A 22,458-nucleotide genomic window follows, 5' to 3' on the forward strand; every position below is an offset into this window, starting at 1 on the left:
GGCACCATGAAGGTCGTCGTCGCGCACAACCGGTACGCGTCCGGGCAGCCGTCCGGCGAGAACGTGATCGTCGACGCCGAGATCGCGCAGCTCGGCGCGGCCGGCGTCACCGTGCTGCCCTTCCTGCGCAGCTCGGACGAGATCGGCACGTTCTCGACGGCGCAGAAGGTGCTGCTGCCGCTCTCCCCGCTCCGCAACGGCGCGTCGCAGCGCGCACTGTCCGCGGTGATAAAAGCGGAAAAGCCGGATTTGGTACACCTACACAATCCGTATCCGCTGATCTCCCCCTCGATCGTGAAGACCGCACACGCCCACGGCGTCCCGGTCGTGCACACCGTCCACAACTACCGTCAGGTCTGCGCGCCGGGCCTGTACTTCCGCGACGGGCACATCTGCACGGAGTGCCGGGGCCGCGCGTTCCCGACGCCGGCCGTCACGCACGCGTGCTACCGCGGCTCCAAGGCACAGTCGGCGGTCATGGCGGCCACCCTGGCGTACCACCGCGGCACCTGGAAGCAGGTCGACCACTTCGTCGCGCTGACCGACCGCATCGCCGCCCACCTCGCCGACTTCGGCATCCCCGCCGAGCGCATCACCGTGAAGCCCAACGGCATCCCCGACGCCGGCGCGGCGACCGAGCCCGGCAGCGGCTTCCTCTACGCCGCGCGGCTGACCCCGGAGAAGGGGCTCGAACTGGTGCTCGACGCCTGGTCGCGGCACGACGACGGGGCGCTCGGCACGCTGCGGATCATCGGCGACGGGCCGCTGCGTCCGCGCGCCGAGCGGGCCGCGGCCGAGCGCGGGGACGTCACCTACCTGGGGCCGGTCGACAACGCCACCGTGCGCGCCGAGATAGCCCGCGCCGCCTGCGTGATCGCCGCCTCCACCTGGCACGACGTGCTCCCCACGATCATTCTTGAGGCGCTGTCCGGCGGCCGCCCGGTGCTGGTCACCGACCGGGGCGGGATGCCGTACCTGACCGGCGAGGCCGGCTGGGTCGTCGAGCCCGACGCCGCCTCGCTGGCCGACGGGCTGCGCAAGGCCCATGAGGGCGCGGCGGCGCTGGCCCCGGTGGCGCGGGCCCGCTACGAGTCGCAGTTCGCCCCGGACGTGCTCACCGAGCGGCTGATCGGCGTCTACCGAGCGGTCCTTGATCGCAACGCGGGCCGGTCGTAGGCGCTGCTCAGACCGGAGCCCCGCTGGGCTTCTGCGGGACGTCCTCCCGCACCGGCGCTGGCGTGCCGGGCGGGGGGCCGACCCACTTCAGGGCGTAGGCGTACAGGATCACCATGCAGATCAGGCCGGCGGTCGAGCCGGTCAGCAGGCCCCACGCGGCGCCGTGCAGCCCGCCCCAGTCGGCGCCGAGGGTCAGGCCGCTGAGCGAGACCGTGGCGAACACGACGTACTGCAGGAACAGCATCCGCGCCCGGTGCATCCCGCGCATCGCCGCGGTGAAGGGCACCTGCAGCAGGTACACCGCGCCCTGAAGCGCGATCGGCAGGGCCAGCGGGGCGGCCTCGGCGAACTTGTGCGTGTGCACGAGCACGAACGAGACCAGCGGCCAGACGATCAGCACCATCAGCGCGCCGAGGCAGGCGAAGGCGGTGGCCAGCCGGTAGGTCTGGCGGCGCAGCGCGAGAGCGGCCTCGATGCCCTCCGGGCCCGGCTTGGCGGCGGCCGCGGCGTTGCGGGAGGCGCGCGGGACGAGCAGGCTCTGGATCGCGGTGATCAGGTTCTGCATCGGCGAGAGCTGGACGGTCTGCACGAAGCGCAGGCTGGCCAGGTCGACCTTGGAGAGTCGACCGGCGACGATGAAGCTGATCGCCAGCACCTGCACCTGGGCCACGATCGCGGTGATGGTGAACCAGCTGGACAGGTGCCGGGTCTCCGACAGCCAGGCCCGCGGGCTGCCCTGCCACGGCAGGCGGCGCTCACGCACCAGGTACACAGAGGCGCCGGCGGTGGCGCCGAGGCCCCAGACCGCCAGCAGGCCGGCGGCGCTGGAGGTGTGCGTGACGATCATGACGACGACCATGACCGCCTGGGTGCCCGCCCACACCAGGTCGATGCCGAGGGCCTTGTCCGGGCGCCGGTCGGCGAGGTAGTCGCAGCGCGCCGTGTCGTGCAGCATGATCGGCACCATGAAGGGCGCGAGCCAGATGAGCTCGTGCAGGTCGATCTCGCCCGTGTTGGGCCAGGTCGCCCAGAGCGCCACGAAGATCGCGGTGGTGAGCAGGCCGGAGCACAGCGCGGTGGCCACGCCGTTGCGGGCCAGCCGCACGCGGGGCTCCCCGTCATACCGTGACGCCAGCGCGAGCAGCACGTCGCCGACGACCGCGCGGTTCATGTACATGGCGAAGTAGCCCACGGCGAGGGCGAGCGCCAGCGCGCCGAATTGCTCCTTCGGCAGCAGGATGCCGCCCAGGAGGGTATTCGCCGAGTTGGCTGCGGCGATGACCACCTGGTCGAGCAGGCCCGCACCGACGAAACGGGAAGCGCCGCCCAGCCCCTGCAAGCGGCGCAACAACGGGCGTGGATTCACGAGCCGATAGGGTCGCGAGCGAGGTTCACGAGACGCACCATACGTGACCGCGGGTGACCGGACCATCCGACCTTTGCCGCAATCACCAGCTCACGTCGAGCGGTTTACCCTCCGCGTAACCCGCGGCGCTCTGCACGCCGACCGTCGCCCGCTCGGCGAACTCGGCCAGGTCGGCGGCGCCCGCGTAGGTGCAGGCGCTGCGCACGCCGGCCACGATCTCGTCGAGGATGTCCTCCACGCCGGGGCGGCGGGGGTCGAGGTACATCCGGGAGGAGGAGATCCCCTCCTCGAACAGCGCCTTGCGGGCGCGCTCGTAGGCGGTGTCGTCGGCCGTGCGGCGGCTCACCGCGCGGGCCGAGGCCATGCCGAAGTTCTCCTTGTAGAGCCGGCCGTCGGGGTCGCGGCGCGGGTCGCCGGGCGACTCGTGGGTGCCGGCCAGCCAGGAGCCGATCATCACGTTGGAGGCGCCGGCGGCGAGGGCCAGGGCGACGTCGCGCGGGTGGCGGACCCCGCCGTCGGCCCACACGTGCCCGCCGTGGCGGCGCGCCTCGGCCGCGCACTCGAGGACCGCGGAGAACTGCGGGCGGCCGACCCCCGTCATCATCCGGGTCGTGCACATGGCACCCGGCCCCACGCCGACCTTGACGATGTCGGCCCCCGCGGCCAGCAGGTCGGCGGTCCCCTCCCGGGTGACCACGTTGCCGGCCGCCACCGGCACGGCCGGGTCGAGCGCCCGCACCGCGCGCAGCGTGCCGATCATGCGCTCCTGGTGGCCATGCGCGGTGTCGACCACGATCACGTCGACGCCGGCGGCGATGAGCTTGTCCGCGCGGCCGGCCGCGTCGCCGGTGATGCCGATCGCGGCGCCGATGCGCAGCCGGCCCTCGGCGTCGACGGCCGGGGAGTACAGCGTGGCGCGCAGCGCGGCGTTGCGGGTCAGGATGCCGACGAGCCGGCCGGCCGGGTCGATCACCGGCGCCAGCTTGTGGTGACCGGCGGCCAGGCGGTTGAACGCCTCCTCCGGCGTCGCGTCGTCGGGCAGGGTGAGCAGGTTGCGCGACATGACGCTGCCCAGCTGGCTGAAGCGGTCGACGTCGGCGCAGTCGCCCTCGGTGACCACGCCGATCGGGCGGCCGTCCTCGACCACGATCACCGCGCCGTGCGCCCGCTTGGGCAGCAGGTCCAGGGCGAGGGAGACGGTCTCGGTCGGGCCGAGGGTGATCGGGGTGTCGTACACCAGGTGCCGCCGTTTCACCCAGGAGACCGCCTCGGCGACGACGTCCATCGGGATGTCCTGGGGGATGATCGCCAGGCCGCCGCGGCGGGCGACGGTCTCGGCCATGCGCCGGCCGGCGACGGCGGTCATGTTCGACACGACGATCGGGATCGTGGTGCCGCTGCCGTCGTGCGTGGTGAGGTCGACCTGCATCCGCGACTCCACCGCCGAGCGACTCGGCACCATGAAGACATCGTCGTAGGTGAGATCGTGCCCGGGCGTCTGGTCGTTGAGAAACCGCACGTCGTGCAACTGTATCGCGAGCGCACCAGCGGGTGAGCAAGTCTTGAGAGTTCGTCTCCGAGGCGAGACGATGTCCGTACCGTGCCTTGCGAGGAGTTGATGCGCCATGCAGGTACACGAAGCCATGTCAACGGCTGTCGTCCAACTCGGCCCGGACCACACCCTGCGCCAGGCCGCCGCGCTCATGTCGGGGCGGAAGGTCGGCTCGGCAATTGTCATCGATCCCGACGGTGCCGGCGTGGGCATCATCACCGAGCGGGACATCCTCAACGCGATCGGCACCGACCTCGACCCGGACGTCGAGCGGGCCGCCGACCACATCACGTGGGAGGTCGTCTACGCGAGCCCCTCGTGGACGATCGAGCAGGCCGCGGCCGCCATGGTCCGCGGCGGCTTCCGCCATCTGGTGGTCCTCGACGGCGACGACGTGCTCGGGGTGATTTCTGTGCGCGACATCATTCGTGTCTGGGTTCAGACGGCAATCCTGGCGTGATCGTCCATCCGGGGCGAGGAATCGGCCCCGGCGAGGTCGCCGTGCCGGAAAAACGCCGGTCAGGGCGCCCATCCCTCCAGGTGGAGGGCGGGGAACTCGGCTGAACGGCGCTCACCCGGCTGCGTAGGCTGCCATCATGCAGTTGATTTCTTTCGCCCGTGGCGCGCCGAGTCTCGACATCATCGACATCGACGGGCTCAAGGCGGCCGCGGTACGCGCCTTCGAGGCCGACCCGGCCGGCATCACCGCCTACGGCACGTCCGTCGGCTACCTGCCGCTGCGCTCGTGGATCGCGGCGAAGCACGGCGTGGAGCCCGACCACGTCATCGTGACCAACGGCTCGCTGCAGGCCGACGCGCTGCTCTTCGAGCACCTGGTCAAGCCCGGCGACGCCGTGGTCGTGGAGAAGCCGACCTACGATCGCACCCTGCTCAACCTGCGCAACCTGGGCGCCACCGTGCACCAGGTGACGGTGCAGGAGGACGGCCTGGACGTCGAGGAGCTGCGCACACTGCTGGAGAGCGGCGTCCGCCCGCGGCTCGCGCACATCATCCCGAACTTCCAGAACCCCGCCGGCGTGACCCTGTCGGCCGAGAAGCGCCGCGCGCTGGTCGGGCTGGCCGAGCAGTACGGGTTCACGATCTTCGAGGACGACCCCTACGCGGACATCCGCTGGCGGGGCGAGAAGCTGCCCACGATGCTGTCCCAGGACACCGCCGGCGTCGTGGTGCACGCGAGCTCGTTCACCAAGACCATCGCGCCCGGCCTGCGGGTCGGCTACCTGGTCGGCCCGCAGGAGACGATCGCCCCGATCGCGAAGCGGGCCACCAACCTCTACATCTCGCCGAGCATGGTGGCCGAGGCGATCACGCACCAGTTCTGCGTGAGCGGCGACATCGAGCGCTCGATCGCGAAGGTGTCGGCGACGCTGGGCGAGCGGGCCCGGCTGCTGGCCGATGGGCTGCGCAAGCACATCCCGGACGCGACGTTCGTCGAGCCCGACGGCGGCTACTTCCTCTGGGTGGAGCTGCCCGAGGACGTCGACACGACGGAGCTGGAGAAGGTGGCGGCCCGAGACTTCGGCGTTGCCGTGGTCAAGGGCAGCGACTTCCTGCTCGAGGGCGGGCGGCACTCGGTCCGGCTCGCGTTCTCGGCGGTCCTCACGGATCAGGTCGACGAGGGTGTCGAGCGCCTCGCGGCGGCCATCGAGGCGGTGCGCAAGGCCGGCTGAGGCCGGTTGCATTCCCGTTCGCAGCAATTCCAAGCAAGCTGACACCAAACCGTGATGGTGGGGGTGGTTCCCCAGGCGGTATCGGATGGATCAAAATCCAGCCCGGCGCGCTTTGCGAATCGCGCTGCAGGCATCACCCCCCGCCCCCCAACGGCACCGGGTGGGCCGACCGCGCCCCCACCCCCCACCTGCGGTCGGTCCACCCGGTGCCAACTTTCGGGTCGCTGTTGGCCTGGGCGGGCCGACCTCGCCTCACCCAGGGAGGTCGAGATGGCCGACGATCAACAGCCCGGCGCCCGTCCACTGCAGCGCGCGCTGTCCCGGCCGGTGCGGGCCATGTCGCGAATGCTCAGCAGCTCCGCGCCACTGGTCAAGTCCGTCGCGCAGCCGCCGGAGCAGAGCGCGATCGTGGACTGCGCGCTGTACATCGACGGGGTGCGCCAGCCCGCCAACCGCAACTACACGGAGGCGCTGCAGGCCGCGCGGCGGCACCGCGGCTTCGTGTGGATCGGCCTGAAGGAGCCGCAGGCGGCCGAGATGGCCGCGATCGCCGAGACGTTCCAGCTGCACGAACTCGCCGTCGAAGACGCGGTGCTGTCGCGGCAGCGGCCGAAGGTCGAGCGCTACGGCGAGATGACCTTCCTGACCATGCGCACCGCACGGTACGTCGAGCACGACGAGCTGACCGACACCAGCGAGGTGGTCGAGACCGGCGACGTGCTGATGTTCATCGGCGAGCACTTCATCATCACCGTCCGGCACGGCGACGCGAGCCGGCTCGCCCCGGTCCGCTCCGGGCTGGAGCGCCGGCAGGAGGTGCTGGCCCGCGGGCCCTGGGCGGTCGCCTACGCCGTCGCCGACAGCGTGGTCGACGCGCTCGTCGAGGTCGCGACGGGGATCGAGGAGGACGTCGCCGCGATCGAGGACCAGGTCTTCAGCCCGCAGAAGGGCGGACGCCACAGCGCCGACCGCATCCAGCGCATCTACCAGCTCAAGCGTGAGCTGATGGAGTTCAAGCGGGCGGTGCTGCCGCTGCAGCGGCCGATGACCGGGCTGGTGACCGGGCAGCTGGCCGACATGCCGGACGAGATGCGCCGGTACTTCCGCGACGTCGGCGACAACCTCGCCCGCGCGGTCGAGCAGGTGCTCTACCTCGACGACGTGATCAACTCGGTGCTCGCGGCGCGGCTGGCGCAGGTGAGCGTCGACCAGAACAACGACATGCGCAAGATCGCCGCTTGGGCCGCCATCGCCGCCCTGGTCACCTCGATCGCCGGCATCTACGGGATGAACTTCGAATACATGCCCGAGACGAAGTGGATGTTCGGCTATCCCGGCGTGATGACGCTGATGGTCGGTGGCTCGGCGGCCCTGTTCTGGGGATTCCGCCGCAGCGGCTGGTTGTAGACGCTGGACATAGGCGGGCCGTCCCCCGTGGCCGGGGACGGCCCGCCTATGCGATCGCGCGCGCTAAGAGCGGCTGTTCTTCGACGCGGCCGGCGACATCGGGGACTGTTCCCCGCTGCTGGTCGGGCCTGTGTTGGTGCCCTTGTGGCCGATCAGGTCGGAGGCGCGGTCCTTGGCCGCCTCCCCCATCGTCCTGGCCTTGTCCTTGCCGGCGTCCATCGTGGACTTCGCGGACTCGAGCATCGAGCCGCTGTCACTCGTCGTGCGGGTCGCGCCGTACTCGTCCCAACCCTGCTGGTCGCGGCGGCGGCGCAGCATCGCGCTCGCCAGGCCGACGGCGGCGCCAGCCATCAGAAGGCCACCGATCATCGTCGGCCAGCGGCGCGACGACCTCTCCCCGTTTCTCATCATCCCGACTTTCCCCTTGCGCCCCATTTTCGCCGTCTTGCGGCCGGCCAGCCGCGAGCGGTCCCGAGCGATGATCATGACCGTGTCCACGCCGCCCTTGGCACGGCTCATGCCGCTCTCCAGGTGCGGCTTCATGGCCCTGCGAGCGGCGTCGACGCGCGGCGCCAAGGCGCCCGAAGCGCCATCGGCGGCGTGCGCCGCGGCCATTCGCAGGTGATCGAGGCTTTCCCCGAGCTCGTCGCGTACGAGCCGGCGGTGCGTCTGCACCTGACGTCGAAACACTTGCTCCACCTCCCGAGGCGCGGAAACCCGTCCGTCCCCGGTTACCCCGATCCGACCAGGGAGAACCTCAGGAGCAGGTCCGCTCCGGGTCATCCTGCAACGAACGGGCCGCCCGTACACCCGGATCCGGCAGAATCAACGTCAGATACGGTGATGACAGAATGTCACCAAGGAAAGGGAGAACTGGTGGCCGAGCAACTGTTCGCGACGCTGCACACCAACGTCGGTCCCATCCGGGTTGAGTTGTTCCCCAACCACGCGCCCAAGACCGTGCGCAATTTCGTGGAGCTCGCCGAGGGCACCAAGGACTACACGGACCCGCGCACGGGCGAGGCCGGCAAGGGGCCGTACTACGACGGCGTCATCTTCCACCGCGTCATCGCCAACTTCATGATCCAGGGCGGCGACCCGACGGGAACCGGCACCGGCGGCCCCGGCTACAACTTCAACGACGAGATCCACCCGGAGCTGTCCTTCAACCGGCCGTACCTGCTGGCCATGGCCAACGCCGGCATCCGCTTCGGGCAGGGCACCAACGGGTCGCAATTCTTCATCACGGTCAGCCCGACGCCGCACCTCAACGGCAAGCACACGATCTTCGGCGAGGTCGCCGACGACGACTCCCGCAAGGTCGTCGACCAGATCTCGACCACCCGGACGGGCCGCATGGACCGCCCGGTGGACGACATCGTCATCGAGCGTGTCGACATCGAGCGCACCGCATAGTCAGTCGGCCGCGGGTGAGCCACGGTGACGCCTGGCTAACCTTGTCAGCATGACTCAGCCGCCGGCGAACGTGGTCCCCGTCTGCTACCGGCACCCCAACCGCGAGACGTATGTCCGGTGCACCCGGTGCAACCAGCCGATTTGCCCCGACTGCATGAACGAGGCATCGGTCGGCTTCCAGTGCCCGGACTGCGTCCGCCAGGGCGCCCGCACGCAGCGGCCGGCCCAGACCGCGTTCGGCGGCTCGCGCGCCGGGTCTGCCGGCACCGTGACGATCGCCCTGATCGTCGTCAACATCCTGGCCTTCATCGCCACGGTGATCAGCTCCGGCGGCACCGACGCGGTGGCCGGCGGCGGCTGGGGCGGGCTGCTGGGTCAGCAAACGCCGCTGCACGAGGGCCTCGGCATGCTCGGCGCCGCCACCTACCCCGGCGGCGGCCCGCTGCACGGCGTCGCCGCCGGGGAGTACTACCGCCTGGTCACCGGCATGTTCCTGCACTTCGGGCTGCTGCACCTGGCGCTGAACATGTGGGTGCTGTGGTCCGTCGGCCGGCCCCTGGAGCAGACCCTGGGCCGCGCGCGATACTTCGCGCTCTACATGATCGCCGGGATCGGCGGCAACGTGGCCGCCTACGCCTTCACCGCGCCCAACGTGATCAACGCGGGCGCGTCGGGCGCCGTGTTCGGCCTCTTCGGCGCGCTGATCGTGGTTTGGCGCCGGATGCGGCTGAGCGTGGCCGGCATCGTGCCGGTGCTCATCCTCAACCTGGTGCTGACCTTCTCGATCTCCAACATCTCCGTCGGCGGGCACATCGGCGGCCTGATCACCGGCACGCTGGCCGCGATCGGCCTGGCCTACGCGCCACGCAACCACCGGACGCTGGTGCAGGTCGCCGCGTTCGTGGTGCTGGCGCTGCTGCTGGCCGTGCTGGTCGCCTGGCGGACGACCGACCTCATCGGCTAGGCCGGCCGCGGGCTACCCGGGCCGGTGCCAGACCTGGCCCTGCAGCATGGCCTCGGCGCCGACCCAGATGAAGTTCATCATCCGGGTCGCGGCGAGCTCGGGGTCCTGCTCCTCGTGGTCGGCGAGCCAGTCGGCCAGCGACTCCGCAGCGCCGACGTAGGCGTAGGCCATCGCCAGGAAGCCGTCGGGCCGGTTGGGCATCGGCGCGTCGGACTGCGCGGTGGCGCCCGCGAGCAGCCCGGCGACCACCTCCACGATCCGGGTGCGCATGCCGGCCAGCTCGCCGGCGAAGTGCGGCTCGCTGCGGGCCTGCCGGTAGAGCACCCGCCAGCCGTCGCGGTGCGCGCCGACGAAGGCGAAGAACGCCCGCAGCCCGTTCCACAGCTGCTCGTCGGGGCGGGCGGTCGGGCGCACGCCGCCGGCGACCGCCTCCATCAGGCGGGTGGCCTCGCGCTGCAGGCAGGCCAGGAACAGCTCGTCCTTGGCGCCGAGGTAGGCGTACACCATCGGCTTGGAAATGCCGGCCACCTCCGCGATCTCGTCCATCGACGCCGCGTGGAAGCCCCGGTTGGAGAAGACCTTCACCGCGGCGTCGAGCATCTGCCGCTCGCGGACCACGCGTGGAAGCCGTTTCAGCACCTTGCCACCCTACCTACTCGTGCGTAAGGTTACGCGTGAGTAGCTTAGTATCAACGGAGGACACAGTCATGACCGATCTTGACGCGCTGGGCGACTTCACCAGCGTCGACCCGAAGCAGTTCGCGCAGCTCGTGAAGAGCGCGCCGGACTCCAAGCTGGCCGACATCATGAACAGCCCGCAGCGCAAGACCGTCCTGGACGCGATCTTCTCCCGGTTCCCCGAGCTGTTCCGGGCCGACCGCGCCGGCTCGACCAACGCGATCATCCACTGGAGCATCACCGGCGCACCGGACGGCGGCGCCGACTCCTACGAGCTGGTCATCGCCGACGGCGCCTGCACGCTGTCGCCGAGCCCGGAGCAGGACCCCAAGCTCGCGATCACCGTGGGCCCGGTCGACTTCCTCAAGGTCGTCTCCGGCGTCGGCAACCCGATGATGATGTTCATGACCGGCAAGCTCAAGGCGAAGGGCGACCTGGGCCTGGCCGCGAACATCGCGAACCTCTTCGACATCCCCAAGGGCTGACCCATGCCCGAGTTCTCGCTCGACCTGAACGAGGAACAGCGGGACCTGCGCGACTGGGTGCACGGCTTCGCGGCCGACGTCGTGCGCCCGGCCGCCGCGGAGTGGGACGCCCGCGAGGAGACGCCGTGGCCGGTGATCCAGGAGGCCGCGAAGATCGGCCTGTACGGCTTCGAGTTCCTCGCCAACGCCTGGGCGGACCCGTCCGGCCTCTCGCTGTGCCTGGCCAACGAGGAGCTGTTCTGGGGTGACGCCGGCATCGGCATGGCCATTTTCGGCACGAGCCTCGCCGTGGCCGCCATCTACGGCAGCGGCACCCCCGACCAGATGGTCGAGTGGGTCCCGCAGTGCTTCGGCGACGCCGCCGACCCGAAAGTGGGCGCGTTCTGCACCACCGAGCCCGAGGCCGGCTCCGACGTCGGCTCGATGCGCACCCGCGCCCGCTACGACGAGGCCACCGACGAGTGGATCCTCAGCGGCCAGAAGGCCTACGCCACCAACGGCGGCATCGCCAACGTCCACGTGGTGACCGCGAGCGTCGAGCCGGAGCTCGGCTCGCGCGGCCAGGCCGCGTTCGTCGTGCCGCCCGGCACCGCCGGTCTCAACGGCGCGAAGAAGCTCAAGAAGCTCGGCCTGCGCGCCTCCCACACCGCCGACGTCTTCCTCGACGACGTGCGGGTGCCCGGCGCGTGCCTGCTCGGCGGCAAGGACGTCCTCGACGAGCGGCTCGCCCGCGCCCGCGAGGGGCGCAAGGCGCAGGGCCAGGCGGCGATGCGCACGTTTGAGCTGTCCCGCCCGGCCGTGGGCGCGCAGGCGCTCGGGGTGGCCCGGGCCGCGTACGAGTACGCGCTGGAGTACGCCAAGGGCCGGGTGCAGTTCGGCCGGCCGATCATCGAGAACCAGGCCATCGCGTTCGCGCTGGCCGACATGCGCATGGAGATCGACGCCGCCCGCCTGCTGGTGTGGCGCGCCGCCTGGATGGGGCGCAACAACCGCCCGTTCGAGGCCGGCGAGGGCTCGATGAGCAAGCTCAAGGCCGGCGAGGTGGCCGTGGCGGTGACCGAGAAGGCCGTGCAGATCCTGGGCGGCGCGGGCTTCCTGCGCGAACACCCGGTCGAGCGCTGGTACCGCGACGCCAAGATCTACACCATCTTCGAGGGCACCAGCGAGATCCAGCGCCTGGTGGTGTCCCGCGCGATCTCCGGCAGCTACATCCGCTGAACAGCGACGCGGCAAGTTATCGGATGAATCCGGCGGCAGTCAGGCTGTCGGATTTATTCGACAAAAGGAACGAGGAGTCCCCGCCATGGACGCCGGATTCGTGCTCCGCACGCTCGCCCGCCGCAAGATCCTCAACCCGGCCGGCCCGACCCGGGTCGTCCGCCAGCTCAACGCCCTGCGCCGCTGGGGCTTCGGGGTGTTCGGCGAGATGCGCTCCGCCGCCGCCCGCGACCCGCACCGCGTGGCGATCGCCGATGAGCGGCGCAGCGTCACCTACGGCGACCTCGACCTGCGCGTCCGCCGCCTGGCCAACGCGCTGCGCGCCGAGCACGGCGTGCGCCCCGGCGACCGCGTCGGGCTGCTGTGCGAGAACTCCGCCGCGATGATCGAGTCGCTGCTGGCGGTCGTCGCGCTCGGCGCCCATGCTGTGCTGGTCAACACCGGCCTGGGCAACGCGCAGGTCGAGTCCGTCGCGCACGACCAGGGACTGTCACTGCTGGTGCACGACGAGGCGTTCCTGGGCATGCTCGCCGCGGTCCCGCCGAATCTGCCGCGGCTGTCGACCGAGCGGCTCGACTCGCTGATCCGGCGGTCGCCGTCGAGCGAGCTCGAGCCGCCGCGGGAACCCGGGTCGATCGTCGTGCTCACCAGCGGTACGACCGGGGCGCCGAAGGGCGCGCGGCGGCGCAACCCGGCCGGGCTCGGCCCGCTGGCCTCGGTCGTGTCGCGCATCCCGCTCAACGCCGGCGAGCGTATGTTCGTCGCCGCGCCGCTGTTCCACACCTGGGGCCTGGCCGCGCTGCAGCTGTGCCTGGCGCTGCGGGGCACGATCGTGCTGACCCGCCGGTTCGCGCCGGCGAGCACCCTGGCCGCGGTGAACGCGCACCGGTGCACGTCGCTGTTCGCGGTACCGGTGATGCTCCAACGCCTGCTGGAGGCACCCGACGCGGTCGCCGCGCCGACGCTGCGGGTGGTGGCGGTGTCCGGCTCCGCGCTGACCGGCCCGCTGGCCACGCGCTTCATGGACGTGTACGGCGACGTGCTGTACAACCTCTACGGCTCGACGGAGGCGTCGTGGGCCTCGATCGCCGTGCCGAGGGAGCTGCGCTCGGCCCCGGGCACGGCCGGCCGCCCCCCGCACGGCACGCGCGTGGCGATCCTGTCGGCCGACGGCGCCCCCTTGCCGCCAGGCGCCGTCGGCCGGATCTTCGTCGGCAACGACATGCTCTTCGAGGGCTACACCAACGGCACCGGCCGCGAGTTCCACGGCGACCTGATCGCCACCGGCGACGTCGGCCACCTCACCCGCGACGGCCTGCTCTTCGTCGACGGCCGCGAGGACGACATGGTCATCTCCGGCGGCGAGAACGTCTACCCGGCCGCCGTCGAGGACGTGATCGCCGAACTGCCGCAGGTGCGCGAGGTGGCCGTGGCCGGGGTGCCGGACGAGGAGTTCGGCCAGCGCCTGGCCGCGTGGATCGCCCTGCACCCACGCGAGCACGTGGACGCCGACGCGGTGCGCGAGTACGTCCGGCCTCGCCCGCTTCTCCGTCCCCCGCGACGTCTACTTCGTGCCGGCCCTGCCCCGCAACGCCACCGGCAAGGTCGTGCGGCGGTGGCTGTCATAGCCCTGGCGCGCGCTTCGCGCGGGCGCGGTGGTGCGGTCACCGGCGCCCGCGCGGGTCACGGGTAGAGCGTCAGCTCCGGCGCCGCGGCGATCTTCACCAGCTGGGCCTCGGTGAACGGCGCATCGTACCCCTCCTCGGCGGCCCGGGCGATGAGGATGATCGCGGTGCCGTCCGGGTGGAACACGTTGATCTGGAAGCCGTCCGTCAGCACCCGGTCCCGATGGACCAGCACGATCGCGCCGTCCACCATCTGCTCGCTGCAGCCGGCCTCCTGACCGCGGCACGCCAGTCCGGAAGCGGCCGCGGCGGGCTCCGCGGAGTTGGCGTGCACCGTCAGGCCGAGGTACGAACGCCGACCGCCGTCGTCGAAGTCGAAGCCGGCCACGTAGGCGGCGGCCCAATGCGGATCCCGCTCGACCAACGGCGGCATCGCGCCGCCGTCGCGGATATTGCGCGGTTCGAGGCCGGGCAGCTCGCGGGCCAGCAGCGTGCCGATTGCCTCGCTGAGTCGCGCGATCGCCGCACCGCACGCCTCGCTCACCGGGTGTATCGGCGTGCCGCCACCGACGATCACCTGGCCGGTCGGCGACGGCGTGACACAGGGCGACGGGGCGCGACGCGGGCTCGCCGCCGCGGTGCTGTCCGGCGCGCCGGCGACTGGCGGGGCCTGGCTTTCCCCGAAGTACCGCGGCAGCGTGACGGTGCCGAGGGCCACCACGGCGACGGCGGCGACGACGCCGGTCAGCCGCAGCCGGCACGCGCGGCGCTGTTCGCCGGCGATGAGCCGGTCGACGTCGATGGCGGTGGGCGGTGGGGTCTCGCTCGCCTCGTGCAGCGCTTCACTCAGGTCCACGACGCTTCTCCCTCACTGAGATGGGCCCGCAGCGTCTCCAGCGCCCGGGCCGCCTGGCTCTTCACGGTCCCCTCGCTGCACCCCAGCGCCTCGGCCGTCTCTTCGACGGACAGGTCGCAGAAGTACCGCAGGACCAGCACGGCCCGGCGGCGCGGGGGCAGCGAGCCCAGCAGGGAGAGCACGGCGAGGCGCCGGTCGGCGTCGGGAGCGACGCCGGGCCGTGGCTCGGGCAGCGCCGCGGTGGCCGTCTCGCGACGCCATGGGCGGCGGCGCTCGTCGAGCCAGGCGCGCATGAGCATGCGGCGCACGTACGCGTCGAGATGCTCGACATGCGCCGCTCGCCGCCAGTGCCGGTACAGCTTCACCAGCACCGTGGCGGCGAGGTCGTCGGCGGTGTGCCAATCGCCGCACAACAGGAACGCGGTACGGCGCAGGCGATCGAGGTTGCTCGCGACGTACTCGCGATAGGTCTGCTCCGGCGTCATCCGCGATCCTCCCTGTGGGTACACGGAGGAAACGGAGGCGTGGCGGGCGGGGGTTGCCTACGGCAGGAGGATTCTTCCCTCCGCCGCGGCGAACGCGATGTCGGTGCGGAACTGGGCGCCATCGAAGTCGACGCCGCGCACCAGCGCGTAGGCGGCCTCGCGGGCCTCGGCCAGCGTCGCGCCCAGCGCGGTGCAGGTCAGCACCCGGCCGCCGGCCGTCACCAGGGCCCCGTCGGCGGTGCGGGCGGTGCCGGCGTGCAGCACGCCCGGCACGCCGTCGGCGCCGGTGATCACGTCGCCCTTACGGGCCGACTCCGGGTAGCCGGCGCTGGCCATGACCACGCAGACGGCGGCGCCGGAGCGCCACGCCAGCGGCGGGTCCTCGGCGAGCTTGCCGACCGCGGCGGCGTGCAGCACGCCGGCCAGCGGGGTCTCCAGCCGGGCCAGCACGACCTGCGTCTCCGGGTCGCCGAATCGGCAGTTGAACTCGATGACCTTGGGCCCGTCGGCGGTGAGCGCCAGGCCGACGTACAGCGTGCCGCTGAACGACGCCTCGCGGGCCCGCATCTCGGCCAGCGTCGGCTGGACCACCGTCGCCATGACGCGCTCGACCAGGTCCGGCGGCGCCCACGGCAGCGGCGAGTAGGCGCCCATGCCGCCGGTGTTGGGGCCGCGGTCGCCGTCGAAGATGCGCTTGAAGTCCTGGGCCGGCTGCAGCGGTACCGCGGCCACGCCGTCAGTCACCACGAACAGTGACACCTCGGGGCCGGCGAGGTACTCCTCGACCACGACCCGCCCGCAGGCCACGCCGTGGGCCAGCGCGGCCTCGCGGTCGTCGGTGACCACGACGCCCTTGCCGGCCGCGAGCCCGTCGTCCTTGACCACGTACGGCGGCCCGAACTCGTCCAGCGCCGCGCCCAGCTCCTCCGCAGTGGTGCACAGGAACGAGCGCGCGGTGGGCACGCCCGCCGCGCGCATCACGTCCTTGGCGAACGCCTTCGAGCCCTCCAGCTGCGCCGCCTGCTGCGACGGGCCGAAGCAGGGGATGCCCTTCGCGCGCACCGCGTCGGCGACCCCGGCCACCAGCGGCGCCTCCGGCCCGACGACCACCAGGTCGGCGGCGAGCTCGACGGCGAGCGCCGCGACGGCGGCCGGGTCCAGCGCGTCGACATCGGCGAGCTCGCCCAGCGCGGCCATGCCCGGATTCCCGGGCGCGCAGATCAGGGCGGTCACGGCCGGGTCGGCGGCCAGGGCGGTGGCGATCGCGTGCTCGCGACCGCCGGTACCGATGAGAAGTACGCGCACCTGGACAGACTAGATCAGCGCGTGCCGGATCACGTTTTCGTCCCGGCCGGGTCCCACCCCGACGATCGACACGCGGGTGCCGGCGAGCTCCTCGATCCGCTCGATGTACCGGCGGGCGTTGGCCGGCAGGTCCTCGAACGTGCGGGCCTGCGAGATGTCCTCCCACCAGCCCGGCAGCTCCTCGTACACGGGCGTGGCGTGGTGGAACTCGGTCTGCGTCATCGGCATGTCGTCGGTGCGCTTGCCGTCGACCTCGTAGGCGACGCAGATCGGCACCGTCTCCAGGCCCGAGAGCACGTCGAGCTTGGTCACGACCAAGTCGGTGATGCCGTTGAGCCGGGTGGCGTACTTCGCGACCACGGCGTCGTACCAGCCGGTGCGCCGCTCGCGGCCGGTCGTCGTGCCGTACTCCCGGCCGACCTTGCGCAGGTGGACCCCGTTCTCGTCGAAGAGCTCAGTCGGGAACGGGCCGGAGCCGACGCGGGTGGTGTACGCCTTGGTCACGCCGATGACCCGGGTGATCGCGGTCGGCGGGATGCCCGCCCCGACGCAGGCGCCGCCGGCGGTCGGGTTGGACGACGTCACGAACGGGTAGGTGCCGTGGTCCATGTCGAGCATGGTCGCCTGGGCGCCCTCCAGCAGGACCGTCCGGCCCTCCTCCAGGCCCTTCCACAGCACCTGGCGGGTGTCCGTGATGTACGGCCGCATCCGCTCCGCGTAGGTGAGGTATTCCTCCACCACCGCGTCGACGTCGATCTCCTTGCGGTTGTAGACCTTGAACAGCACCTGGTTGCGCTCGCGCAGCACGATCTCGAGCTTCTTGCGCAGGATGCCCGGGTCGAGCAGGTCCTGCACCCGGATGCCCATGCGCGCGACCTTGTCGCCGTAGGCGGGCCCGATGCCGCGGCCGGTGGTGCCGATGCGGGACGAGCCGAGGTAGCGCTCGACCACCCGGTCAAGCGCCCGGTGGTGCGGCATGATGAGGTGTGCGTCACCCGATATCATCAGGCGGGACACGTCGACGCCGCGCTCGGCCAGCCCGTCGATCTCGGTGAGCAGCACCTTGGGGTCGACCACGACCCCGTTGCCGATCACAATGGCCGCGTTGGGCCACAGGGCACCGGACGGCATGAGGTGCAGGGCGAACTTCTGTCCGTCGGGCGTCACCACGGTGTGACCCGCGTTATTCCCGCCCGAGTAGCGCACGACGTAGTCCACGCCGCCGCCAATCATGTCGGTAACCTTGCCCTTGCCCTCGTCGCCCCACTGTGCGCCGATGAGCACGATCGCTGGCATGTCTGCTCGCCCCTCCAAGGTCGGGCGACCCGCGTTCGCCCGGAGTGCCAGGCTAACAACCTTCGGAAAGGCAGGCTGACAACGGTGGTCGACATCGTGCTGCTCGCGCTCGGCGACGACTCGCAGTGCGCCTGCGAAAATGGCGCGTGCGGCACCCGTACTCCCATTCTCGCCTGCCGCGACGCGCTGCGCACGGCAAGTGCCGAGGTCCGGACGGTCGTCGCGCACGACGACGCGGAGATCGACGCGGCACTGCGGGCACTGCCCGAGTCACGGCTGATCGTGGCCACCGCCGCCGACGGGCAGCTGCGGGCCGTCATGCGCCGGCTGGTGCGGATGTACGCCCCGGCGCCGAGCAAGCGCCCCGAGACCCTCGCCGAGGGACGCACCATCCCCGACCTGCCGCCGATCGGCGTCCTGCCGCTCGGCCCCGACGCGAGCGACCTGGCCACCCGGCTGGGCCTGCCGCGCGCCCCCGCCGAGGTCGCCGCCGCGGTGCTGGGTGGCCGGGTGCGCCGCCTCGACCTGCTGCGCAACGACGGCGGCTCGGTCACGCTCGACGGCGCCCTGCTCGGCGGCGTGGACGCCGGCGGCTCCGCGAACACCTACCTGGCCCGCGTCGAGGTCGACGACGCCGTGCTGGCCGACGGGACCGAGCCGGTGCTGATGTCGGTCATCGCCAACGCCGCGCGGTACGCAACCGTCGACGGCCTGCCGCTGGTCACCGCGCCGGCCATGGACGACGGCGTGCTCGACGTGGCGGTCGCGGTGCCGGTCGCCTCCCGCGGGCTCTTCCGCCGCCCGCGCGTGGAGATCCAGGTCCGCCGCGCCCACGGCCGAGCGGTCGCCATCTCGCCCCGGGCCGAGGTGCCGTTCGTCGACGACGGCGTGGAGGGCACACTCACCCGCAAGCGATCGTGGTGGATGGAGCGCGGCGCCTGGGCTGTCTACGTGCCATAGGGCCCTTCGCACCCCTGTCCCCCACAGACGTGTCGTACCGCGGACCTGTCGCTTACGGTGGTAGAGCACGGCTGGGAGGGAAGCGATCGTGAACGACATGATCTGGCCGCCGGACGAGAACATCGACGGGCGGCCGGCGCAGCCCGGCCCCGAGCATGTCGGTTCGCCGTGGTCGCAGCCGCCCGGCAGCGTGGATCCGCTGGCGTGGCCCGTCCGCGACGGCTCGGGCCCCGAGGGCTTGAACCAAGCGGACCAGACCGGCCAAGCGGACCAAGCGGGGCAGGCCGGCCAAGCGGACCGACCCGGCGACCCCAGACAGCTCGGACAGCACGGACAGCCCGGACAACTCGGACAGCCCGTTCAGCTCGGGCAGCCCACTAGCCCGCCGGGCCTGCAGCACGGCCGGCCGGTGCCGCACGTGCCGACCGGTGGGGAGCCGGTGTCCTCGCCCGGCGGCGGGGGCATCCCCGTGTCCGGCTCGGGGGCGATCCCGGTGTCCGGCGGCGGTGGTATTCCGGTGTCCGGCGGCATTCCGGTCGGCGGGCCGTTCGCGGGTCCACCGCCCGCATTCCCGGCGCCCCGGGAGCCCGTCTCGGGGCCGCCGCTGCCCGGCCCGGTCTCCGGCCCGCCGCAGGCCCCGCCGACGCATCCCAATCCGACGCCACTGCCTCCGCATCCGATGCCGCTGCCGCAACCACCGCAGGGCCCACCGCCGCAAGCTCCGCCGCTGGGGCCCCCGGCGCAACCGCTGCCGCAACCACCGCAGGGCCCACCGCCGCAAGCTCCGCCGCTGGGGCCCCCGGCGCATCCCGGGCCGCATCCGCAACCGCCACAGGGGCCACCCCCGCAAGCTCCGCCGCATCCGGGGCCACTCCCGCCGCAGGGGCCACCGCCGCAAGGATTTCCGCCCCAGGGACCGCCGCCACAGGGACCGCCGCTGCAAAGACCTCCGCTGCAGGGGCCTCCACCCCCAGCCGCGGCGCCATTTCCTCTCGATAACGGACAAATGCCGTATCCGGCGCCGCCGATGGCCTATGCGGATCCGCTCGCCGGGCCACCCGCGGTACCGCCGCTGCCCCCGATGCCGCAGGAGCACTGGCACGACGGGAGCAGCCCGACCGCCGAGGAGTTCGCCCGGCGCCGGCAGGCCCGGCCCGCCGACCCGGTGGCCTCACGCGGCATGCGGGCGGCGCTGTCCAAGAGCACGTTGGGGCTCGTCGCGCTGCCGCCCGGCCGGCGGGAGATGGAGTACCGGCAGGAAGTCGAGATGGTCCGCCGCAACTTCGGCGGGCTGCGCCAGGTGACCGTGGTCAACCCGAAGGGCGGCGCCGGCAAGACCGTGGCCGTGCTGCTGCTGGCGATGACGTTCGGGCAGAAGCGCGGCGGATACGTGCTGGCCTGGGACAACAACGAGACCCAGGGCACCCTCGGCATGCGCGCCCAGCAGGACTTCCACACCCGCACCGTGCGCGACCTGCTGCACGACCTGGCCAACTTCCAGGGTGCGCAGGGGCGCGTCGGCGACCTGTCGCAATACGTGCGGGCGCAGGGCGAGGGCATGTTCGACGTGCTCGCCTCCGACGAGTCGGCGACGGCCGGCGAGATGCTGACCGCCGACGCGTTCGGCGAGATCCGCGACGTGGTGAGCCGGTTCTACAAGCTGATCGTGGTGGACACCGGCAACAACGTGCGCGCGGAGAACTGGCAGGCCGCGATCGACGCGACCGACCAGCTCGTGGTCACGATGTCGGCGCGCAACGACTCGGCCGAGACCGCCTCACGGATGCTCGACCACCTGGAGCAGCACGGCCGGCAGCGGCTAGTTCGCCAGGCGGTGACGGTCGTGTCGATGCCGCCGAGCCGGCGCCACGTGGACGTGCCCGCGATCACCCGGCACTTCGCGGCCCGGACGCGCACCGTAGTGATCGTGCCCTACGAGCGGTTCATCGACTCCGGCGAGCCGATCCACTACCCGGGCCTGTCCACGGCCAGCCGCGACGCCTGGCTCAAGGTCGCGGCGGCCGTGTCCGAGGGCCTGTAAAGCCCAGGAAAGCCCAGGTCAGCCGGCGAGCGCGCTGGTGGCGGCCGGGTCGCTGTCGTTGAGGAACGTGGCGCACCGCTCGGCCTCCTCGGCCTCGCCGATCGCCTCGGCGGCCCGGCCCAGCGCGTGGAGCGCGCGCAGGAAGCCCTGGTTGGGCTCGTGCGCCCACGGGATCGGACCGGCGCCGCGCCAGCCGCTGCGCCGCAGCTGGTCAAGGCCGCGGTGGTACCCGGTCCGCGCATACGCGTAGGCGGTCACCGGCTCGCTGGCGGCCAGCGCCAGCTCGGCCAGGCGCGCCCAGGCGGCGCTGTACGCCGGGAACGCCGCGGCGACCGCCTTGACGGCCTCCTCGGTGTCGGCCTTGGCCAGCAGCTCGGCGGCATGCGGATCGGTGGGGAGCAGGGTGGGCGCAGGCTCGGGCAGCAGGTTCTGCATGCCGCAATTACACCAGAGGCGGCCTGACTGAACGGTTGAGGCCGCGTTCCAGCGCACGGGGGGTGTGCGCACCCACGGCACGTACTACAAATAAAGGTCCGGAGCCTCCCCAGGACCCGGTTAAGCGATGGCTCGATCCTCCGGATCGGGCCATCGCCCTTTGTGGGTATTTGCAAGGATGGTCCCGTGCCGACCCCGCCACCCCCCGATGTCGTCGCCCTGCACGACCACTCCCCGGACGAGATCGAGTCGCCGGAGGAACTGCGGTTCCACCTCGACCGGAACACCCTGGCCGGCAAGATCGTCCAAGGGCTGGACCTTGCCGCCGTCGACCTGTCCGCCGTGGATGTCACCGACTCGCTCTTCATCGGCTGCCACTTCGCCGGCCTCGACCGTGTCGTCGACCTGCTGCTGCGCCGCGCGGTCGTGGTCCCTGAGTTCGCCGGCATCCCGTACCCGACGCACCCGTCGCAGCTGTACGGCCCGGAGGACCTCGCCGCCGGCTTCGTCTCCGACGGCTTCGAGGGCATGTTCGACACCGTCGTCTACCGGCACTTCCGCGCCACCGGCGGCGCGACGCCTGAGATCCGCGAGGCGATCGCGCAGCGCATGCACGACTCCGGCATCGACAACGCCCTGGCCAACGTGACCGCCGGGTGGATCGAGGCGCGAGGCCCGTCGGCGGCGATCGGCATCATGGGCGGGCACGCGGCCCTGCGCGGCGCGGCGGAGTACCGCAGCGCCGCCGAGCTGGCGTGGCGCCTGGCCCGCGCCGACCGCCTGGTCGTCACCGGCGGCGGCCCAGGCGTGATGGAGGCCGCCAACCTCGGGGCGTTCCTGGCCGAGCACCCGCTCGACACACTGCGTGAGGCGATCGACACGCTGGCGAAGGCGCCCGACTTCCACGATCACGATCCCTACACGCAGGCGGCCCTGGCCGTACGCGACAGCTTCGCCCGCCCGGTCCCGCCCACGCCGGACTCCGCCGGATACGCGGCAGCGGGCCCGGCCGGCCAGGCGGCCGGCGACCCGGTCACCTGGGCCCGGCGCGGCGGCCTGGCGATCCCGACATGGCTCTACGGCCACGAGCCGGCCAACCTGTTCGCGGCGAAGATCGCGAAGTACTTCTCCAACGCGATCCGCGAGGACACGGTCCTGCGCCTGTCGCGCGGCGGCATCGTGTTCGCCCCGGGCATGGCCGGCACGGTCCAGGAGATCTTCCAGGCGGCGACGAAGACGTTCTACGCCACCGACGGCGCGAGCGGACCGTTCGTCTTCCTCGACGTCCGGCACTGGACCGACCGCCTGCCGATCCGGGGGCTGCTCGAGCCGCTGCTCGCCGCCTCGCCGGTCGGCGACCTGCGCTCGCTGCTGCACATCACCGACGACGTGGCGGAGGCGGCCGAAATTCTGACCGCCTAAGTGAGGGTGATTCACCAATACGATGAGTAATGAGACCACCCTCACCGTGACGACGCCCGACGTCAGCAACGACCCCAACG

The 22,458-nt window shown here is 72.0% G+C and carries 21 protein-coding genes; 12 read left to right on the forward strand and 9 right to left on the reverse strand.

All coding sequences use genetic code 11. The annotated features are described in order from the left end of the window. Window positions 1–6: 6 nt before the first annotated feature. Window positions 7–1,176, forward strand: coding sequence for a glycosyltransferase family 4 protein (locus ACGFI8_RS11225; RefSeq protein ID WP_392803164.1), 1,170 nt, complete (start codon window positions 7–9; stop codon window positions 1,174–1,176). Window positions 1,177–1,183: 7 nt separating this feature from the next. Here the strand turns inward: ACGFI8_RS11225 and ACGFI8_RS11230 are convergent, their stop codons facing one another. Beyond that, entirely contained in the window at window positions 1,184–2,542 is a 1,359-nt protein-coding gene (locus ACGFI8_RS11230) for a hypothetical protein (RefSeq protein ID WP_392803167.1), read from the reverse strand. 82 nt (window positions 2,543–2,624) lie between these two features. Further along, window positions 2,625–4,061, reverse strand: coding sequence for a GuaB1 family IMP dehydrogenase-related protein (locus tag ACGFI8_RS11235; protein ID WP_392803170.1), 1,437 nt, complete (start codon window positions 4,059–4,061; stop codon window positions 2,625–2,627). A gap of 106 nt (window positions 4,062–4,167) precedes the next feature. Between ACGFI8_RS11235 and ACGFI8_RS11240 the strand changes: the two genes are divergently transcribed. From ACGFI8_RS11240 to ACGFI8_RS11250, 3 genes are all read left to right on the forward strand, one after another. Then, window positions 4,168–4,554 (forward strand): cyclic nucleotide-binding/CBS domain-containing protein, encoded by a 387-nt coding sequence (locus ACGFI8_RS11240; protein WP_392803173.1) that lies wholly within the window; start codon window positions 4,168–4,170, stop codon window positions 4,552–4,554. A gap of 136 nt (window positions 4,555–4,690) precedes the next feature. Continuing rightward, the gene (locus tag ACGFI8_RS11245) at window positions 4,691–5,785 is read left to right on the forward strand and encodes a PLP-dependent aminotransferase family protein (protein ID WP_392803176.1); all 1,095 of its coding nucleotides are present in this window, start codon (window positions 4,691–4,693) and stop codon (window positions 5,783–5,785) included. A 270-nt stretch (window positions 5,786–6,055) separates the two neighbouring features. Next, window positions 6,056–7,192: a magnesium and cobalt transport protein CorA gene (locus ACGFI8_RS11250; protein WP_392803179.1), complete on the forward strand. Its 1,137-nt coding sequence runs from the start codon at window positions 6,056–6,058 to the stop codon at window positions 7,190–7,192. A 63-nt stretch (window positions 7,193–7,255) separates the two neighbouring features. Here ACGFI8_RS11250 and ACGFI8_RS11255 read toward each other — a convergent pair whose 3' ends face one another. Then, window positions 7,256–7,882, reverse strand: a complete 627-nt coding sequence (locus tag ACGFI8_RS11255) for a hypothetical protein (protein WP_392803181.1) — start codon at window positions 7,880–7,882, stop codon at window positions 7,256–7,258. Between the two features lie 186 nt (window positions 7,883–8,068). Here ACGFI8_RS11255 and ACGFI8_RS11260 point away from each other — a divergent pair, with 186 nt between their 5' ends. Both ACGFI8_RS11260 and ACGFI8_RS11265 read left to right on the forward strand, forming a co-directional pair. Next, window positions 8,069–8,608 carry a peptidylprolyl isomerase gene (locus tag ACGFI8_RS11260; protein WP_392803184.1) on the forward strand — a complete coding sequence of 180 codons (540 nt, stop codon included), beginning with the start codon at window positions 8,069–8,071 and terminating at the stop codon, window positions 8,606–8,608. A 49-nt stretch (window positions 8,609–8,657) separates the two neighbouring features. Then, on the forward strand, window positions 8,658–9,572 hold the full coding sequence (locus ACGFI8_RS11265) for a rhomboid family intramembrane serine protease (protein ID WP_392803186.1): 915 nt from the start codon (window positions 8,658–8,660) through the stop codon (window positions 9,570–9,572). A 12-nt stretch (window positions 9,573–9,584) separates the two neighbouring features. On the opposite strand, the gene ACGFI8_RS11270 is transcribed toward ACGFI8_RS11265, so the two are convergent. After that, window positions 9,585–10,172 carry a TetR/AcrR family transcriptional regulator gene (locus tag ACGFI8_RS11270; protein ID WP_392804038.1) on the reverse strand — a complete coding sequence of 196 codons (588 nt, stop codon included), beginning with the start codon at window positions 10,170–10,172 and terminating at the stop codon, window positions 9,585–9,587. Window positions 10,173–10,279: 107 nt separating this feature from the next. Here ACGFI8_RS11270 and ACGFI8_RS11275 point away from each other — a divergent pair, with 107 nt between their 5' ends. The 3 genes from ACGFI8_RS11275 to ACGFI8_RS11285 all read left to right on the forward strand — a co-directional run bounded on the left by ACGFI8_RS11275 (window position 10,280) and on the right by ACGFI8_RS11285 (window position 13,646). Further along, window positions 10,280–10,735 carry an SCP2 sterol-binding domain-containing protein gene (locus ACGFI8_RS11275; RefSeq protein ID WP_392803189.1) on the forward strand — a complete coding sequence of 152 codons (456 nt, stop codon included), beginning with the start codon at window positions 10,280–10,282 and terminating at the stop codon, window positions 10,733–10,735. 3 nt (window positions 10,736–10,738) lie between these two features. Further along, complete coding sequence (locus ACGFI8_RS11280) at window positions 10,739–11,953, forward strand: acyl-CoA dehydrogenase family protein (RefSeq protein ID WP_392803191.1); 1,215 nt, start codon at window positions 10,739–10,741, stop codon at window positions 11,951–11,953. An 85-nt stretch (window positions 11,954–12,038) separates the two neighbouring features. Beyond that, window positions 12,039–13,646, forward strand: coding sequence for an AMP-binding protein (locus ACGFI8_RS11285; RefSeq protein ID WP_392803194.1), 1,608 nt, complete (start codon window positions 12,039–12,041; stop codon window positions 13,644–13,646). Here the strand turns inward: ACGFI8_RS11285 and ACGFI8_RS11290 are convergent. From ACGFI8_RS11290 to ACGFI8_RS11305, 4 genes are read right to left on the reverse strand one after another with little or no spacing between them, the layout of a single operon-like run. After that, the gene (locus tag ACGFI8_RS11290; RefSeq protein ID WP_392803196.1) at window positions 13,637–14,434 is read right to left on the reverse strand and encodes a hypothetical protein; all 798 of its coding nucleotides are present in this window, start codon (window positions 14,432–14,434) and stop codon (window positions 13,637–13,639) included. The genes ACGFI8_RS11285 and ACGFI8_RS11290 overlap by 10 nt on opposite strands. Continuing rightward, complete coding sequence (locus ACGFI8_RS11295) at window positions 14,425–14,919, reverse strand: SigE family RNA polymerase sigma factor (protein ID WP_392803199.1); 495 nt, start codon at window positions 14,917–14,919, stop codon at window positions 14,425–14,427. Before ACGFI8_RS11295 ends, ACGFI8_RS11290 begins: the two co-directional genes overlap by 10 nt. Window positions 14,920–14,976: 57 nt before the next feature. Further along, a complete protein-coding gene (gene purD, locus ACGFI8_RS11300) occupies window positions 14,977–16,224 on the reverse strand; it encodes a phosphoribosylamine--glycine ligase (RefSeq protein ID WP_392803202.1) in 1,248 nt (415 codons plus the stop codon). A gap of 9 nt (window positions 16,225–16,233) precedes the next feature. Continuing rightward, window positions 16,234–17,520 (reverse strand): adenylosuccinate synthase, encoded by a 1,287-nt coding sequence (locus tag ACGFI8_RS11305; RefSeq protein ID WP_392803205.1) that lies wholly within the window; start codon window positions 17,518–17,520, stop codon window positions 16,234–16,236. Between the two features lie 84 nt (window positions 17,521–17,604). On the opposite strand from ACGFI8_RS11305, the gene ACGFI8_RS11310 reads away from it, so the two are divergent. Both ACGFI8_RS11310 and ACGFI8_RS11315 read left to right on the forward strand, forming a co-directional pair. After that, window positions 17,605–18,480: a diacylglycerol kinase family protein gene (locus tag ACGFI8_RS11310; RefSeq protein ID WP_392803208.1), complete on the forward strand. Its 876-nt coding sequence runs from the start codon at window positions 17,605–17,607 to the stop codon at window positions 18,478–18,480. A gap of 409 nt (window positions 18,481–18,889) precedes the next feature. Next, window positions 18,890–20,521, forward strand: coding sequence for a MinD/ParA family protein (locus ACGFI8_RS11315; RefSeq protein ID WP_392804040.1), 1,632 nt, complete (start codon window positions 18,890–18,892; stop codon window positions 20,519–20,521). Window positions 20,522–20,539: 18 nt separating this feature from the next. On the opposite strand, the gene ACGFI8_RS11320 is transcribed toward ACGFI8_RS11315, so the two are convergent. After that, window positions 20,540–20,956 (reverse strand): DUF3151 domain-containing protein, encoded by a 417-nt coding sequence (locus tag ACGFI8_RS11320; RefSeq protein ID WP_392803211.1) that lies wholly within the window; start codon window positions 20,954–20,956, stop codon window positions 20,540–20,542. 186 nt (window positions 20,957–21,142) lie between these two features. Between ACGFI8_RS11320 and ACGFI8_RS11325 the strand changes: the two genes are divergently transcribed. Then, window positions 21,143–22,378 carry an LOG family protein gene (locus ACGFI8_RS11325; RefSeq protein ID WP_392803214.1) on the forward strand — a complete coding sequence of 412 codons (1,236 nt, stop codon included), beginning with the start codon at window positions 21,143–21,145 and terminating at the stop codon, window positions 22,376–22,378. Window positions 22,379–22,458: the final 80 nt, after the last annotated feature.

Origin of the sequence: Dactylosporangium sp. NPDC048998, assembly GCF_043197855.1 — a bacterium.
In the GTDB taxonomy this organism is placed as follows: Bacteria; Actinomycetota; Actinomycetes; order Mycobacteriales; family Micromonosporaceae; genus Dactylosporangium.

What these genes read in the sequence shown, in the direction of transcription:
- ACGFI8_RS11225 (WP_392803164.1), top strand. Translation starts at nt 7, where the DNA reads ATGAAGGTCGTCGTCGCGCACAACCGGTACGCGTCCGGGCAGCCGTCC.
- ACGFI8_RS11240 (WP_392803173.1), top strand. Translation starts at nt 4,168, where the DNA reads ATGCAGGTACACGAAGCCATGTCAACGGCTGTCGTCCAACTCGGCCCG.
- ACGFI8_RS11245 (WP_392803176.1), top strand. Translation starts at nt 4,691, where the DNA reads ATGCAGTTGATTTCTTTCGCCCGTGGCGCGCCGAGTCTCGACATCATC.
- ACGFI8_RS11250 (WP_392803179.1), top strand. Translation starts at nt 6,056, where the DNA reads ATGGCCGACGATCAACAGCCCGGCGCCCGTCCACTGCAGCGCGCGCTG.
- ACGFI8_RS11265 (WP_392803186.1), top strand. Translation starts at nt 8,658, where the DNA reads ATGACTCAGCCGCCGGCGAACGTGGTCCCCGTCTGCTACCGGCACCCC.
- ACGFI8_RS11270 (WP_392804038.1), bottom strand. Translation starts at nt 10,172, where the DNA reads ATGCTCGACGCCGCGGTGAAGGTCTTCTCCAACCGGGGCTTCCACGCG.
- ACGFI8_RS11275 (WP_392803189.1), top strand. Translation starts at nt 10,280, where the DNA reads ATGACCGATCTTGACGCGCTGGGCGACTTCACCAGCGTCGACCCGAAG.
- ACGFI8_RS11280 (WP_392803191.1), top strand. Translation starts at nt 10,739, where the DNA reads ATGCCCGAGTTCTCGCTCGACCTGAACGAGGAACAGCGGGACCTGCGC.
- ACGFI8_RS11285 (WP_392803194.1), top strand. Translation starts at nt 12,039, where the DNA reads ATGGACGCCGGATTCGTGCTCCGCACGCTCGCCCGCCGCAAGATCCTC.
- ACGFI8_RS11295 (WP_392803199.1), bottom strand. Translation starts at nt 14,919, where the DNA reads ATGACGCCGGAGCAGACCTATCGCGAGTACGTCGCGAGCAACCTCGAT.
- ACGFI8_RS11305 (WP_392803205.1), bottom strand. Translation starts at nt 17,520, where the DNA reads ATGCCAGCGATCGTGCTCATCGGCGCACAGTGGGGCGACGAGGGCAAG.
- ACGFI8_RS11320 (WP_392803211.1), bottom strand. Translation starts at nt 20,956, where the DNA reads ATGCAGAACCTGCTGCCCGAGCCTGCGCCCACCCTGCTCCCCACCGAT.